Source organism: Salinicola tamaricis (genome assembly GCF_003006155.1).
Lineage (GTDB): Bacteria > Pseudomonadota > Gammaproteobacteria > Pseudomonadales > Halomonadaceae > Salinicola > Salinicola tamaricis.
Window position 1 is genome coordinate 3,984,604 of record NZ_CP023559.1, and the last position, 13,333, is coordinate 3,997,936.

Genomic DNA, 13,333 nt, shown 5'->3' on the forward strand with positions numbered 1-13,333 from the left:
GAGTTACTCGCCCCAGCTGGGCATCAGGCGCTGAGGGAGGCCGAGCTGGGCGAGCATCCGGGCGACCACGAAGTCGACCATGTCGGCGACGCTCTGCGGACGATGATAGAACCCGGGCGCAGCCGGCATGACCACCGCCCCCATGCGCGTCAGCGTCAACATGTTCTCGAGATGGATCTGCGACAGCGGCATCTCCCGCGGCACCACGATCAGCGGGCGGCGCTCCTTGAGCGCCACGTCCGCCGCGCGCTCGATCAGGTTGTCACTGGCGCCGCAGGCGATCGCCGACAGCGTACCGGTGGAGCACGGGCAAACCACCAGCGCGCGCCAGTCGCCGGAACCGGAGGCCACTGGCGCCAGCCAATCCTCACGCCCGAAGCAGCGAATCTGCCCCGTCTGCGCGCCGAAACGCTCGCTCAGCGCCGCGGCCAGGCGCTCGGGCTGGGCCGGCAAGTCGAGTTCGGTCTCGATCGCGATCACCCGGTGCGCGGCCTTGGAGATCATCACGTAGAGCGGCTGACCAGCGGCGACCAGGCACTCGATCAGGCGCAGCCCGTACTGGGCGCCCGAGGCGCCGGTCAGCGCCACGGCCACCGGCCCGCCGCGCGGCGTATCACTCGGCATGCTGCACCTCCAAGGCCGCGAGCAGTTTGGCGTGAATGCCACCGAAACCACCGTTGGACATCACCACGATGCGATCGCCCGGGCGCGCCACAGCCACCACCTCGCCAACCAGCGCATCCAGGTCGGTTGCCACGCGGCTACCGGCGTGCTCCGCCGCCACCTCGTTCAACGACCAGTCCAGCCCCGGCGGCTGATACCACCAGACCGCCTCGGCCAAGGCCACGCTCTCGGCCAGGCGAGATTTCATGGTGCCCTGACGCATGGTGTTGGAGCGTGGTTCGATCACCGCCAGCAGCCGCCCGCCATGATGATCCCGCGCCAGCCCCTCGAGCGTCAGCGCGATCGCCGTAGGATGGTGGGCGAAGTCGTCGATCACCTGGATGCCGGCAACGCTGCCGCGCAGCTCCTGACGTCGCTTGGGCGCCAGGAAATCGGCCAGCGCGCGGCATGCCACTGCCGGTGCTACCCCGACATGGCTCGCCGCGGCCACCGCGGCGGCGGCATTGGCGGCGTTGTGGCTGCCGCTCATCGCCCAGCTCACCGGGTAGCGCTCACCGGCATGCTCGAGGGCGAAGGCGCGGCTGTCGTCGGCATCCAATACCAGCCGCCAGACGCTCTCCGGTAGCGTGCCGACCCGCTCCACCGGGGTCCAGCAGCCACGCGCCAGCACCCGCTCCAGGGCGGGCTCGCCGGCGGCTACTATCAGCCGCCCATCGCCGGGCACGGTACGCACGAAATGGTGGAACTGGCGCTCTATCGCCGCCAGGTCCTCGAAGATATCCGCATGATCGAACTCGAGATTGTTGAGAACGGCGACATCCGGATGGTAGTGCACGAACTTCGACCGTTTGTCGAAGAAGGCGGTGTCGTACTCGTCGGCTTCGATCACGAAGGGCGCACCGGCGCCCCCCATCCGCGAGGAGACGCCGAAGTTGCGCGGCACACCACCGATCAGAAAGCCCGGTTCGAGCCCGGCTGATTCGAGAATCCATGCCAGCAGGCTGGCCGTGGTGGTCTTGCCGTGGGTGCCGGCTACGGCCACCACCGGGCGCCCGCCGAGCACATACTGGGCCAGCCACTGCGGCCCGGAAACATAGGGGATACGTGCGTTGAGCAGCGCCTCGACTTCCGGATTGCCGCGCGACAGAGCGTTGCCGACGACCACCAGATCGGGTCTCGGGGTCAAGTTGTCGGCGCGGTAGCCCACTCAACTGGATACCGGCATCTTCCAGCTGATGACTCATCGGCGGATAGACGTTGGCATCGGAGCCAGTCACTCGATGCCCGAGCGCCTTGGCCAGACGTGCCAGGCTACCCATGAAGGTGCCGCAGATGCCCAGAACGTGAACGTGCATGCCCTCTCCCTCGGGACGATTGACGCGATGACGGCGACCGCAATGGCCGCGATGACGAAGCGGCGAGCCTAGCATGCCGGCAGCGGGCGAACCACAGAGCGCCCCGGTCCATGGCCGCGTGTGGACTCCCGACATCCGCGCTCGCTCACCGCTTCACCGCTCTTTCATCCTCTCCCTCACCGCGCGGCCCAGAAAATGACCGCCGCGGTGACCAGGGCCTCGTATTAACAGCCCCTGGCCTTTCGGCTATGCTTGGCCGCGCAACCGAGACTCGCACCCCCGACACTCGCCCTTCGCGGCCGCGCTGCGCCCGTCGACGTGGGCGTTGCACGGCTCGATTCGGTGGTGCCATGGATGGCGCCGCCACGCTACACCAGGCCCGCGCGAGCCGTGCATGAGATACCAATCCCAGGAGATGAGAGCCGATATGGCCAAGCACAACGCCTTTTACGCCCAGTCCGGTGGCGTCACCGCCGTCATCAACGCCAGTGCCTGTGGTGTGATCGAAGCCTGCCGCCGCCATGCCGACCGCATCGGGCACGTCTATGCCGGCCATAACGGCATCATCGGCGCCCTCACCGAAGACCTGATCGACACCAACCAGGAGAGCGACGCCGCCATCGCCGCGCTGCGCCACACGCCGGGCGGTGCCTTCGGCTCCTGCCGCTACAAGCTGAAATCGATCGAGAGCCACCGCGCCGAGTACGAACGCCTGATCGAAGTCTTCAAGGCTCACGATATCCGCTACTTCTTCTATAACGGCGGCGGCGATAGCGCCGATACCTGCCTCAGGTGTCGCAGCTCTCCGAGAAGATGGGGTATCCGCTCACCGCCATCCACGTGCCCAAGACGGTCGACAACGACCTGCCGATCACCGACAACTCCCCCGGCTTCGGCAGCGTGGCCAAGTACGTCGCCACCTCGACCCGCGAAGCGGCGCTGGATATCGAATCGATGTGCGCCACCTCGACCAAGGTCTTCATCTTCGAAGTCATGGGTCGTCACGCCGGCTGGATCGCGGCCGCCGGCGCCTTGGCAGGCGAGAGTGCCGAGCAGGCGCCGCACGTGATCATCTTCCCCGAGATCGCCTTCGACCCGCCGCGGTCATGGCGCGCATCGATGAGGCGGTGAAACGCCACGGCTTCTGCGTGATCGTGATTTCCGAAGGCGCCCAGTACGCCGATGGCACCTTCCTGGCCGATGCCGGCAGCACCGACGCCTTCGGCCACAAGCAGCTCGGCGGCGTGGCGCCGACCCTGGCCGGGATGGTGAAGGCGGATCTCGGCTACAAGTACCACTGGGCGGTGGCCGACTACCTGCAGCGCGCGCGCGGCATATCGCCTCGCGCACCGACGTCGAGCAGGCCTACGCCGTGGGCAAGGTGGCGGTGGAGCTGGCGCTCGACGGGCAGAATGCGATGATGCCGGCGATCAAGCGTGTCTCCGAGAGCCCCTATGAGTGGCAGATCGAGGCAGCGCCGCTGGCCGAGATCGCCAACCACGAGAAGTTCATGCCGCGCGGCTACATCAGCGAGGATGGTCTGTACATCAGCGAGGCTGGACGCCGCTATCTGGCCCCGCTGATCCAGGGCGAGGACTTCCCGCCGTTCGAGAACGGCCTGCCCAAAGTGGCCAAGCTGGAGAAGGTCCGGGTCGCACGCAAGCTGCCCGACTTCACCGTCTGAGCGACCGACGGCATGCCGTGATCAGCGCCGGCCCAGAGGCGCTGATCACGGCAGCTATCAGCCCACCCTTTTTCAACCCCACGAATAGCGACCCCACGAATAGCGACCCCACGAATAGCGACCCTACGAATGCGGTGCCACGCATAACGACCCCGCCGCCCCGGTAGACACTGAACATGCCTTGCCCCGTTGCTGCACCCCTCGACCACACTGTCAAGAATAATGTCCATTCTGACTATTTCCTGCACGTCTCTCATCTATAAGCGCCCATGGGTCGCCTGTACTGGGTCTCTCGCCCGGAAAACGCGATCTTCGCGCGCCGTGCCGGCGTAAAATATTTCATAGCGTGTTTGACAACAGCGGGCCCATTTGGAATAACGAAGAGCTTCATCACCTCATCGTGTGCCCCCATGTGCGACTCCGATCGTCTCCAGGAAGCCCAGGATTTCCTGGCCCAGCACCCCGAGGTGCAGAGCGTCGACCTGCTGATCAGCGACTCAACGGCGTGCTCCGCGGCAAGCGCGTGCCGCGCGACAACGTGGTCGGCGTGCTCGATGCCGGCCATGCGCCTGCCGGCGTCGGTGTTCGCCCTCGACGTGTGGCACAACCATCGAGGAGACCGGCCTGGGCTGGCCTCCGGTGACGGCGACCGCACCTGCAGCCCGGTGGCCGGCACCCTGGTCACCACGCCTTGGGCCAAGCACGGCAACCAGGCACAGATGCTGATGACCATGGAGGAGGACGACGGCACCCCCTTCGTCTGCGACCCGCGCCAGTTGCTCAAGCGCCTGCTGAGCCGCTTCACGGCCATGGCGCTGACGCAGTGATCGCGGTGGAGCTGGAGTTCTATCTGATCGACCGCGAGCGCGACAGCGTCGGCGCGCCACAGCCGCCGCGCTCACCCGCCACCGGTGAGCGCGCCAGTCAGAGCCAGCTCTATTCGGTGATCGAACTCGACGAGTATGCCGACTTTCTCGAGGACATCACCCTGGCCGCGCAGGCCCAGCGGCTGCGATCGATACCGCGCTCAAGGAGTGCGCCCCGGGGCAGTTCGAGGTCAACCTGCTGCACCATGCAGACGCTTTGCGCGCCTGCGACGAGGCGGTGATGCTCAAACGCCTGATCAAGGGCGTGGCGATCCGTCATGGCTTCGAGGCCACCTTCATGGCCAGCCCTACAGCCAGGAAGCGGGCAACGGCACCCACGTTCACATCAGCCTCGCGCCGCCGCCGGCAACAACGTCTTTGCCACGGCCGACGGCGGCGAACTGGGCAGCCCGCAGCTGCAGCAGGCAGATCGCCGGCCTGGCCGAGCTGATGCCGGCGTCGATGGCGATCTTCGCGCCCAATCTCAACTCCTACCGGCGCTTCCAGCCTAGCCTCTACGTGCCGATGGCCCCCACCTGGGGCTACGACAACCGCTCGGTGGCGCTACGTATTCCCTCGGGCTCGCCGCGGGCGCGGCGCTCGAGCACGGGTCGCCGGCGCCGACGCCAACCCCTATCTGCTGGTGGCCGCCCTGCTCGCCGGGATCGAGCACGGCATGGCGCAAGAACTGACGCCGCCGGCGCCGATCACCGGCAACGCCTACGAGCAGGTCGAGCCGAGCCTGCCGATCAGCTGGCCCCAGGCACTCGACGCCTGGCTCGACAGCGAGGTGTTCATCGACAGCTTCGGCGAGACCTTCCATCAGGTCTACCACGCCAACCGGCGCGCGGAGTACGAGCTCTCGCGCCAGGCGATCAGCGCTTTGGAATATCGCTGGTACCTGCGCAACACCTGATACCACGCGCTAACCGCGCCACACTCATCGGACACATTCACCGGATACAGGCCCAGGAGAACGGCATGACAATCACAACGCCCCGTCTCACTCACCCGGCCCGCCCAGGCAAGCATTACCCGCAGTGGAGAGATTGGCGCAGATCTGCGCTGCATCGCGGCTAACGTTGGGTTACGCTTCGTCCTGTCGCGCCACTGCCATGCCGACCGTCCAGTACAGGTCGGTCTCGCCGGCGTCGACAGCCTCGACCACCGGGTATGGGAATCTCGTGACCTATGACTGTGCCTCCTTCTGCCGAGCCCGACGCCGTCGGCACCCAGCGGGTGCGTGACGCTTCGGCGATCGCCCTGCGCAACCTGCACAAGCGCTTCGGACGCGACGCGTCGCCCTCGACGGTGTCGATCTCGACATTCACGCCGGCGAGTTCTTCACCCTGCTCGGCCCCTCCGGCTGCGGCAAGACCACCCTGCTGCGGATTCTCGCCGGGCTCGAAGCGCCCAACGAGGGCACGCTGACCATCGGCGGCAAGGATGTCACCGCGACACCGCCGCATCTGCGCAGCGTCAATACCGTATTCCAGTCCTACGCGCTGTTCCCGCACCTGTCAGTGCCGACAACATCGCCTTCGGCCTGCGCATGAAAGGCGTGGCGGTCGCCGAACGCGAGCGCCGGGTGCAGGAGATTGCCGACTTCATCAAGCTCGGCGCGCTGATGGAGCGCCGCGTCAACCAGCTCTCCGGTGGCCAGCGCCAGCGCGTCGCCCTGGCCCGGGCGCTGGTCTGCGAGCCTGATGTACTGCTCCTCGACGAGCCGCTGTCGGCGCTCGACGCCGGTCTGCGCAACCAGCTCCAGGTCGAGCTGCAGCGAACCCAGAAGCGCCTCGGCATGACCTTCGTCTTCGTCACCCACGACCAGGAGAGGCGATGGTGATGTCGGATCGCATCGCCGTGCTCGACGGCGGCGTGATCCAACAGGTGGGGCCGCCGCAGACCGTCTACGAGCACCCGGTCAACGCCTTCGTGGCGCGCTTCATGGGGCACGTCAATCTGTTCGAGATCGGCTCGGTCAGCGGCGACCGGGTGACGACCACGCTAGGCCAACTGCGCTTGGAAAAACCGCTGGCAGAACACGAACGCCACGGCATGCTGCTGATCCGCCAGGAGGTGATCGAGCTGGGGCCGGAGGTGCCGGAGGGTTATAACGCGCTTCAAGGCGTGGTACGCGAGCGCCTTTACCGCGGCAGCCGGGTGGAGTACCGCCTCGAGGTCGATGGCGTGGTGCTGCTGGCCACCGCCAGCAATCTCGGCCAGCGCCTGCATGCGGTCGGCGACCGGGTGACGGTGAGCATCTGCCCCGAAGACATCGTCAGGCTCGACGCCTGAGGAGACGCGCATGAGCAAGCCCGAATCCCCCTATCCGCTGGCCGCCCACAGCGGCTCACTGTCACCTGACACGCGCCATCTGCTGTGGAGCGTCGCCCCCGGCGTGATCTGGATCGTCGTTTTCCTGGTGCGCCGAGCCTTTATCTGATCGGCGTCGCCTTCATGACCAATGGCCCCTACGGCCAGCCGCAGATGCCGCTGACCCTGGACGCCTTCAGCCAGCTCGCCGGGTTCGGCTTTCTCGGCTGGAGCCCGGGCAACCTCTACACCCTGCTGCGCTCGCTGTGGCAGACCCTGCTCGCCACCGGTCTGGTGATCCTGGTCGCCTATCCGCTCGCCTACCGCATCTCGATCAGCCGCGAGAAGTGGCGCGCGCTGATGCTGGCGGTGGTGGTGCCCTCCTGGACCAACCAGGTCATCCGCGCCTTCGGCTGGATGAACCTGCTCTCCCCCGGCACGCCGCTGGCCGAGCTGGCCCAGTTCTTCGGCCTGATCGGCCCGAACATGGGGCTCTATCCGTCGAACTTCGCGGTCACCCTGGGGCTGATCTACAACTTCCTGCCATTCATGGTGCTGCCGCTCTACGCCGCCTTCGAAAAGCTCGACTACGCCCTGGTCGAGGCGGCGCGGGATCTCTACGCCTCGCCGCTGCGTGCCTTCTGGCTGGCGGTCTTCCCGCAGACCCTGCCGGGACTGCTGGCCGGCACGGTGCTGGTGTCGATCCCCGCCTTCGGCATGTACGTGGTGCCGGAGCTGCTCGGCGGTGGCCGCGCCATGATGCTCGGCAATCTGGTCGCCAGCCAGTTCGCCGGCGGCTCCAACTGGCCTCTCGGGGCGGCAGGGGCGCTGATCATGCTGCTCGCCACCTTCGGCGGACTGTTCGCCATGCGCCGTATCGGCAAGCGCTTAAGCGGCGGTGAGGAGGTGGTGATATGAAACGAGGCGCCTTTCACCGCGGCATGACCCTTTCTGGTGGGTCGTGATGGCCTTTCTCTATCTGCCACTGGCGGTCATCGTGTTCTACTCGTTCAACGCGGCCAACAGCTCGGCCTACTTCGCCGGCTTCTCGCTGCGCTGGTACGACAAGCTGATCCACAACGATCAACTGCTCGATGCCCTCAGCAATACCCTGGTACTGGGTATCACCTCTTCTCTCCTGGCGCTCGTCATCGGCACCCTGATCGGCTATGGCATGTATCGCCATCGCGCACGCAAGCTCGGCTGGCTGATCGTGCTGATCTACCTGCCGATCGTGATGCCGGATATCGTCTTCGGGATTTCGGAGATGTGCGTTCTTCATCAGCATCGATCGCCAGTTCGGCATTCTCGGCCCCAGCCTGCTGACCATGATCATCGCCCACGTCACCTTCCAGATTCCGTTCGTGGCGCTGATCGTCTACTCACGCTTCGTCGGTCTCGACCGACGCTGTTCGAGGCGGCCAAGGATCTCTACGCCTCGCCGTTCCAGCGTGCCCGGTTCTTCCTGCTGCGACACTGAAACCCTCGCTGATCGCCGCCTTCTTCCTCTCGTTCACGCTATCGGTGGACGACTTCGTGATCAGCTTCTTCAATGCCGGCCCCGAGAACGCCACCCTGCCGATCTACATCTGGGGTGCGATCCGCCGTGGCGTATCACCGGAGATCAACGCCATCGCCACGCTGATGATCGGCGCGGTGCTGATCGCCGCGATCCTGAGCCTGTTGTTCAATCGGCAAAAGCAGCACTGACACCGCGCCGGCCGAGGTGGCCGGTGCACCAGAATGACCCCTTTTCGCCGGGCCCTGCCGGGCCCGGTATCGACATCACCCCGGGAGGTATTCGTCGATGAAGCGCACAACAATCACAACCCGAGTCGCCCTGGCCCTGGGTGGCATGCTGCTGGCCGGGTCGGCTTCCGCCCAGAACGCCGACAAGCTGTATCTGTTCAACTGGACGGAGTACATGGACCCCAAGGTCATCGAGGCCTTCGAGAAGAAGTACGGGGTCGAGGTAGTCCAGAGCTACTACAACTCGCTGCCGGAGATGACCGCCAAGCTCAACGCCGGCGGCGTCTCCCAGTACGACATCATCGTGCCCTCCAACTACTACGTGCCGCGGCTGATCGACAGCGGCCTGGTGCAGAAACTCGACAAGTCGCAGATCCCCAATCTGGCCAACGTGATGGCGCAGTTCTCCGACCCCAGCTACGATCCGGGCGCGCAGTACTCGGTACCCTATCAGTGGGGCACCAGCGGGATCGTGTATGACACCAATGTCTTCCCCGACGCGCCCAAGAGCTGGTCGTTACTGTTCGATCCCAAGGTCAATTCCGACCAGCCCTTTGCCCTGATGGGCGACGGCCAGGTCAACATGGGCGCCGCCTGCGCCTATCTCGGCTCGGGCTACGACTGCACCGGGGCCGAGGCGTGGAAACCGGCGGCCAAGCTGATCCTCGACACCAAGCACCGCGCCACCTTCAGCGGTTTCACCGATGGCACCCCGGTACTGCAGCAGATTCAGCGCGGCGTGGTGCGCGCCGGCATCTCCTACAACGGCGACTACCTGCAGCAGAAGCGCGAGAATCCGGAAGCGTTCAAGCACATCGCCTTCATGATCCCCGATGAAGGCACCGAGATGTGGGTCGACAACATGATGATTCCGGCCAAGGCGCCGCATCCGGCACTGGCGCACAAGTTCATCAATTTCATTCTCGACCCCAAGATCGGCGCCGAGCTCTCCAACTACGTCCAGTACGCCAGCCCCAACAAGGCCGCGCAGCCCTATCTCGACGCCGACCTGACCCAGCCGCCGGCGCTGCCCGACGAGGCCGACCTGGCGCGGCTGAAGTTCTCGCCCAGCCTGGGCGGTCAGAATCTGCAGCTGTTCCAGCAGCTGTGGCAAGAAGTGCAATCGCGGTAAGCAAGCGTCAACCGCCGGTGCCCACGGCACCGGCGGCTTCCCAGACGGCGCCACGCGCGCCACAAGGACAGCGTCATGAGCGAAACACCGCATCACGTGCTCGAAGAGTGGTTCAGCCGCCACGGCATCACCGAGGTGGAGTGCCTAGTGTCCGATCTCACCGGCATTCTCAAGGGCAAGATCATGCCTGCCGGCAAGTATCTGCGCGGCGGTCACACCCGACTGCCCGACTCGATCTTCATTCAGACGGTCACCGGCGGCTATCCCGACGACGACGATGATATCCGCTTCTGGAACCCGGCCGAACTCGACATGCAGCTGGTGCCGGACCCCGACTCCGCCTATCTGGTGCCCTGGGCCGACGACCCCACCGCGCAGATCATCCACGACTGTCTCTACATGAACGGCGAGCCGGTGGAGCTCTCGCCGCGCCATGTGCTCAAGCACATCCTCGCGCTCTACGAGGCCCGCGGCTGGCAGCCGATCATGGCGCCGGAGCTGGAGTTCTACCTGGTCAAGACCAATACCGACTCGGACTACCCGCTGGAACCACCGATCGGACGCTCGGGACGCCAGGAGAGCAGCCGCCAGTCGTTCTCCATCGACGCGGTCAATGAGTTCGATCCGCTGTTCGAGCAGATGTACGACTACTGCGAAGCGCAGCAGTTGGATATCGATACCCTGACCCACGAGGAGGGTGCCGGGCAGATGGAGGTCAACTTCCGCCACGGCGATCCGCTGCGACTCGCCGACCAGGTGGTGATCTTCAAGCGCACCCTGCGCGAGACCGCGCTGCGCCACAACATGTACGCCACCTTCATGGCCAAGCCGATGGCCAACGAGCCGGGCAGCTCGATGCATCTGCACCAGAGCCTGCTCGACCGCGACAGCGGCGACAATCTGTTCGCCGGCGCCAACGGCAGCCCCAGCAAACTGTTCCATCACTACATCGGCGGGCTGCAGCAGTACCTGCCCTCGGCGATGCCGTTCTTCGCCCCCAACGTCAACTCCTACCGCCGGCTGATGCCCGGCGGCAGCAACAGCTCGGTGCCTATCAACACCGAGTGGGGCTACGACAACCGCACCGTGGGTCTGCGCGTACCGGTGGGCCCGGCGCCCGGCACGCGGGTCGAGAACCGCCTCGCCGGCGCCGACGCCAACCCCTATCTGGTGATGGCGGCGTCGCTCGCCTGCGGCTATTTGGGCATGCTCTCGCAGATCGAGCCGCGGCCGCCGCTGACCGGCTCGGCGTGGTCGATGGGCCATACCCTGCCCGACGACATCGGCCCGGCGCTCAATGCACTGAGCGAGTGCGCACCGCTGGCGGACCTGCTGGGCGAACGACGCTTCACCCGCAGCTACCTGGCGGTGAAGCGCGCCGAGCACTCGGCCTACTTCCGGGTCATCAGCTCGTGGGAGCGCGAGCACCTGCTGCTGCGGGTCTGACCCCCTACGGCGGCCGCGCGACGCCTGGCTTTCAGCGTCGCGCGGCCGCCCCGACACGAGGTGATACCGCATGCGCACGACCGCTGCCCTCTGCCTGAGCGCGCTCTGCCTGTCGCTGAGCGCCGCCGCCCAGGCCCAGACGCCGGACAAGCTCTACCTTTTCAACTGGACCGAGTACGCCGACCCCGGCGTGATCGAGGACTTCGAAAAGCAGTATGGGGTCGAGGTGGTGCAGAGCTACTTCACCTCGAACGCCGAGATGTTCTCCAAGCTGGTCGCCGGCGGCGACGCCCAGTTCGATGTGGTGGTGCCCACCGACTACTACGTGCCGAGGCTGGTGGCGGCCGGCCTGATCCAGCCGCTGGGCGACGAAATCCAGGGGCGTGACAACTTGATGCCGGCCTTCCGCCACCCCAGCTACGACCCCCAGGACGCCTACAGCGTGCCCTATCTGTGGGGCGTCACCGGAATCGTCTACGACACCACGGTGTTTTCCGACCCGGCCCACTCCTGGTCACTGCTGCTCGACCCGAAAGTCAATCCGGACCAGCCCTTCGCCCTGCTCGGCGGAGACCCACAGGTCCTGTTCGGCATGGCCTGCGCCTACCAGGGCCACGGCTTCGACTGTACCCAGCGCGACGACTGGATCGCCGCCGCCAAGCTGGTGAGCCAGACCCTGCATCGCCCCAACTTCAGCGGCTTCGCCGACAGCACCGCAGCCATTGACCAGATCGCCCGCGGCGTGACCCGCGCCGCGGTCACCTACAGTGGCGATCTCGACTACCGCAAGGCGGACGCGCCCGAGACCTACGGCAAGCTTGAGTTCTTCATTCCCGAAGAGGGGTCGCAGCTCGGCGTGGATACGCTGGCAATTCCCAAGCGCGCGCCCCACCCGAAGCTGGCGCGTGACTTCATCAGCTTCATGCTGCGCCCGGAGAATGCCGCACGCTCGGCGACCTACGCCTACTACCGCACGCCCAACCAGGCGGCACTGCCGCTGCTCGACGCCGATCTGCGTGAGGCTTCGCAGCTGAGTGACGCCCAGCGCGCCAAGCTGACACCAGCGCCCCAGTTGGAAGGCGACCAGTTGCAACTGCTCCAGCAGCTGGCCAACGAGGCGCGCAACCGCTGAGACGCGCCGCCGACTTTCACTGAAAGCCCCGGGTCACGGGGCCTTCAGCGCCAGTGTCGCCGTGAACAGACACCCGTTTGTCAATATGAAAACAGCGTTCAACAATTCGTTGCGCTCTTCTCTTCGCCGTCGCCTGAACTAAACTGAGCCCATCGAGTGGCGGCATTTTCCACGCCGCTGCCACCGACGGAAGGCGGTTCGCCGCCAACAGGACACGGACGTCGCCCCCGGCGCGTCGGCTCACCCGCATGTGAGCGACGAACGACACGCACATAGACAGCGCGTCCCTCGCCATCGGTACTCATCGTCAGTACCAGGGATCAAGTACACGGGATCAGCGTAAACCGCGAGGTTTCCGTCCCTGGCTCGACGGAACACGAGCCGGTCCGCAAGAGGAGCAAGGCCATGCAGAAATCGATCATCATCGGCGGCGTCATCGCTGCCCTCGGGGTCGCCGGCGGTGTTGCCATCGGCGCCTACCAGTCCGGCGACAGCCAGCCGCAATACGCCGACATCATCAGCGTCGACCCCATCACTCAGACCTCTGAGACGCCGCGTCAGGAGTGTCATAACGTGACCGTCACCCACCGCCGTCCGGCACAGGACGAGCACGTATCGCCGGCACCGCCATCGGCGCCCATCGTCGGCGGCGTCGTGGGCAACCAGTTCGGCGGCGGCAGTGGCAAGAAAATCATGACGGCCGCCGGTGCGGTCGGTGGCGGCATCGCCGGCAATCAGGTCCAGGGCCAGATGCAGCAGGGTGACACCTACACCACCACCGAACAGCGCTGCAACACCGTCAAGGACACCAAGCAAGAGACCGTCGGCTACGACGTGCGCTATCGCTATGATGGCGAAGTCCACGAGGCCAAGCTGGACAAGAAGCCCGAAGGCGACCGCGTCTCCATGCGCAACGGCGAGCCCCAGTGGCAGAGCGCCGGCGGCGCCTGACGCCCTGGCCCGCTTCGCTCTCTCCCATCGCGCCGGCAGCTTCTGCCGGCGCGGTCGTGTTTGCGCTCGGCGACGGTT

The 13,333-nt window shown here is 66.0% G+C and carries 13 protein-coding genes and 3 pseudogenes; 14 read left to right on the top strand and 2 right to left on the bottom strand.

From position 1 onward, the window contains the following. Positions 1–3: 3 nt before the first annotated feature. On the bottom strand, positions 4–624 hold the full coding sequence (locus CN538_RS18340; protein ID WP_106420355.1) for a flavin prenyltransferase UbiX: 621 nt from the start codon (positions 622–624) through the stop codon (positions 4–6). Further along, positions 614–1,979 (bottom strand): annotated as a pseudogene (gene mpl / locus CN538_RS18345) (UDP-N-acetylmuramate:L-alanyl-gamma-D-glutamyl-meso-diaminopimelate ligase). Before mpl ends, CN538_RS18340 begins: the two are co-directional and overlap by 11 nt. A gap of 427 nt (positions 1,980–2,406) precedes the next feature. Here mpl and CN538_RS18350 point away from each other — a divergent pair. The 14 genes and pseudogenes from CN538_RS18350 (at position 2,407) to CN538_RS18400 (ending at position 13,255) form a co-directional block, all read left to right on the top strand. Next, positions 2,407–3,663, top strand: a pseudogene (locus tag CN538_RS18350) (6-phosphofructokinase). 410 nt (positions 3,664–4,073) lie between these two features. Beyond that, on the top strand, positions 4,074–4,490 hold the full coding sequence (locus CN538_RS23635) for a hypothetical protein (protein WP_242495371.1): 417 nt from the start codon (positions 4,074–4,076) through the stop codon (positions 4,488–4,490). Between the two features lie 5 nt (positions 4,491–4,495). Then, a pseudogene (locus CN538_RS18355) lies at positions 4,496–5,445 on the top strand (glutamine synthetase family protein). Between the two features lie 433 nt (positions 5,446–5,878). Beyond that, positions 5,879–6,085, top strand: coding sequence for an ATP-binding cassette domain-containing protein (locus tag CN538_RS23640; protein ID WP_242495820.1), 207 nt, complete (start codon positions 5,879–5,881; stop codon positions 6,083–6,085). Positions 6,086–6,090: 5 nt separating this feature from the next. Beyond that, a complete protein-coding gene (locus CN538_RS23645) occupies positions 6,091–6,375 on the top strand; it encodes an ATP-binding cassette domain-containing protein (RefSeq protein ID WP_242495373.1) in 285 nt (94 codons plus the stop codon). After that, a complete protein-coding gene (locus tag CN538_RS23650) occupies positions 6,369–6,827 on the top strand; it encodes a TOBE domain-containing protein (RefSeq protein ID WP_106420357.1) in 459 nt (152 codons plus the stop codon). Before CN538_RS23645 ends, CN538_RS23650 begins: the two co-directional genes overlap by 7 nt. A 10-nt stretch (positions 6,828–6,837) precedes the next feature. After that, entirely contained in the window at positions 6,838–6,975 is a 138-nt protein-coding gene (locus CN538_RS23655) for a hypothetical protein (protein WP_242495375.1), read from the top strand. A 14-nt stretch (positions 6,976–6,989) separates the two neighbouring features. Continuing rightward, on the top strand, positions 6,990–7,763 hold the full coding sequence (locus tag CN538_RS18375; RefSeq protein WP_242495377.1) for an ABC transporter permease: 774 nt from the start codon (positions 6,990–6,992) through the stop codon (positions 7,761–7,763). A gap of 46 nt (positions 7,764–7,809) precedes the next feature. Then, complete coding sequence (locus CN538_RS18380) at positions 7,810–8,325, top strand: ABC transporter permease (protein WP_242495379.1); 516 nt, start codon at positions 7,810–7,812, stop codon at positions 8,323–8,325. A gap of 56 nt (positions 8,326–8,381) precedes the next feature. After that, on the top strand, positions 8,382–8,555 hold the full coding sequence (locus CN538_RS23660) for an ABC transporter permease subunit (protein WP_242495380.1): 174 nt from the start codon (positions 8,382–8,384) through the stop codon (positions 8,553–8,555). 97 nt (positions 8,556–8,652) lie between these two features. Continuing rightward, positions 8,653–9,726: an ABC transporter substrate-binding protein gene (locus tag CN538_RS18385; protein ID WP_106420358.1), complete on the top strand. Its 1,074-nt coding sequence runs from the start codon at positions 8,653–8,655 to the stop codon at positions 9,724–9,726. A gap of 75 nt (positions 9,727–9,801) precedes the next feature. After that, complete coding sequence (locus CN538_RS18390; RefSeq protein WP_106420359.1) at positions 9,802–11,172, top strand: glutamine synthetase family protein; 1,371 nt, start codon at positions 9,802–9,804, stop codon at positions 11,170–11,172. Between the two features lie 70 nt (positions 11,173–11,242). After that, positions 11,243–12,304, top strand: coding sequence for a polyamine ABC transporter substrate-binding protein (locus tag CN538_RS18395; protein ID WP_106420360.1), 1,062 nt, complete (start codon positions 11,243–11,245; stop codon positions 12,302–12,304). 405 nt (positions 12,305–12,709) lie between these two features. Further along, a complete protein-coding gene (locus tag CN538_RS18400; protein WP_106420361.1) occupies positions 12,710–13,255 on the top strand; it encodes a glycine zipper 2TM domain-containing protein in 546 nt (181 codons plus the stop codon). Positions 13,256–13,333: the final 78 nt, after the last annotated feature.

Bases quoted from the DNA above. Each gene is read 5' to 3' on its own strand.
- CN538_RS18340 (WP_106420355.1), bottom strand. From the start codon at position 624: ATGCCGAGTGATACGCCGCGCGGCGGGCCGGTGGCCGTGGCGCTGACC.
- CN538_RS23635 (WP_242495371.1), top strand. From the start codon at position 4,074: ATGTGCGACTCCGATCGTCTCCAGGAAGCCCAGGATTTCCTGGCCCAG.
- CN538_RS23650 (WP_106420357.1), top strand. From the start codon at position 6,369: ATGGTGATGTCGGATCGCATCGCCGTGCTCGACGGCGGCGTGATCCAA.
- CN538_RS23655 (WP_242495375.1), top strand. From the start codon at position 6,838: ATGAGCAAGCCCGAATCCCCCTATCCGCTGGCCGCCCACAGCGGCTCA.
- CN538_RS18375 (WP_242495377.1), top strand. From the start codon at position 6,990: ATGACCAATGGCCCCTACGGCCAGCCGCAGATGCCGCTGACCCTGGAC.
- CN538_RS18380 (WP_242495379.1), top strand. From the start codon at position 7,810: ATGGCCTTTCTCTATCTGCCACTGGCGGTCATCGTGTTCTACTCGTTC.
- CN538_RS18385 (WP_106420358.1), top strand. From the start codon at position 8,653: ATGAAGCGCACAACAATCACAACCCGAGTCGCCCTGGCCCTGGGTGGC.
- CN538_RS18390 (WP_106420359.1), top strand. From the start codon at position 9,802: ATGAGCGAAACACCGCATCACGTGCTCGAAGAGTGGTTCAGCCGCCAC.
- CN538_RS18395 (WP_106420360.1), top strand. From the start codon at position 11,243: ATGCGCACGACCGCTGCCCTCTGCCTGAGCGCGCTCTGCCTGTCGCTG.
- CN538_RS18400 (WP_106420361.1), top strand. From the start codon at position 12,710: ATGCAGAAATCGATCATCATCGGCGGCGTCATCGCTGCCCTCGGGGTC.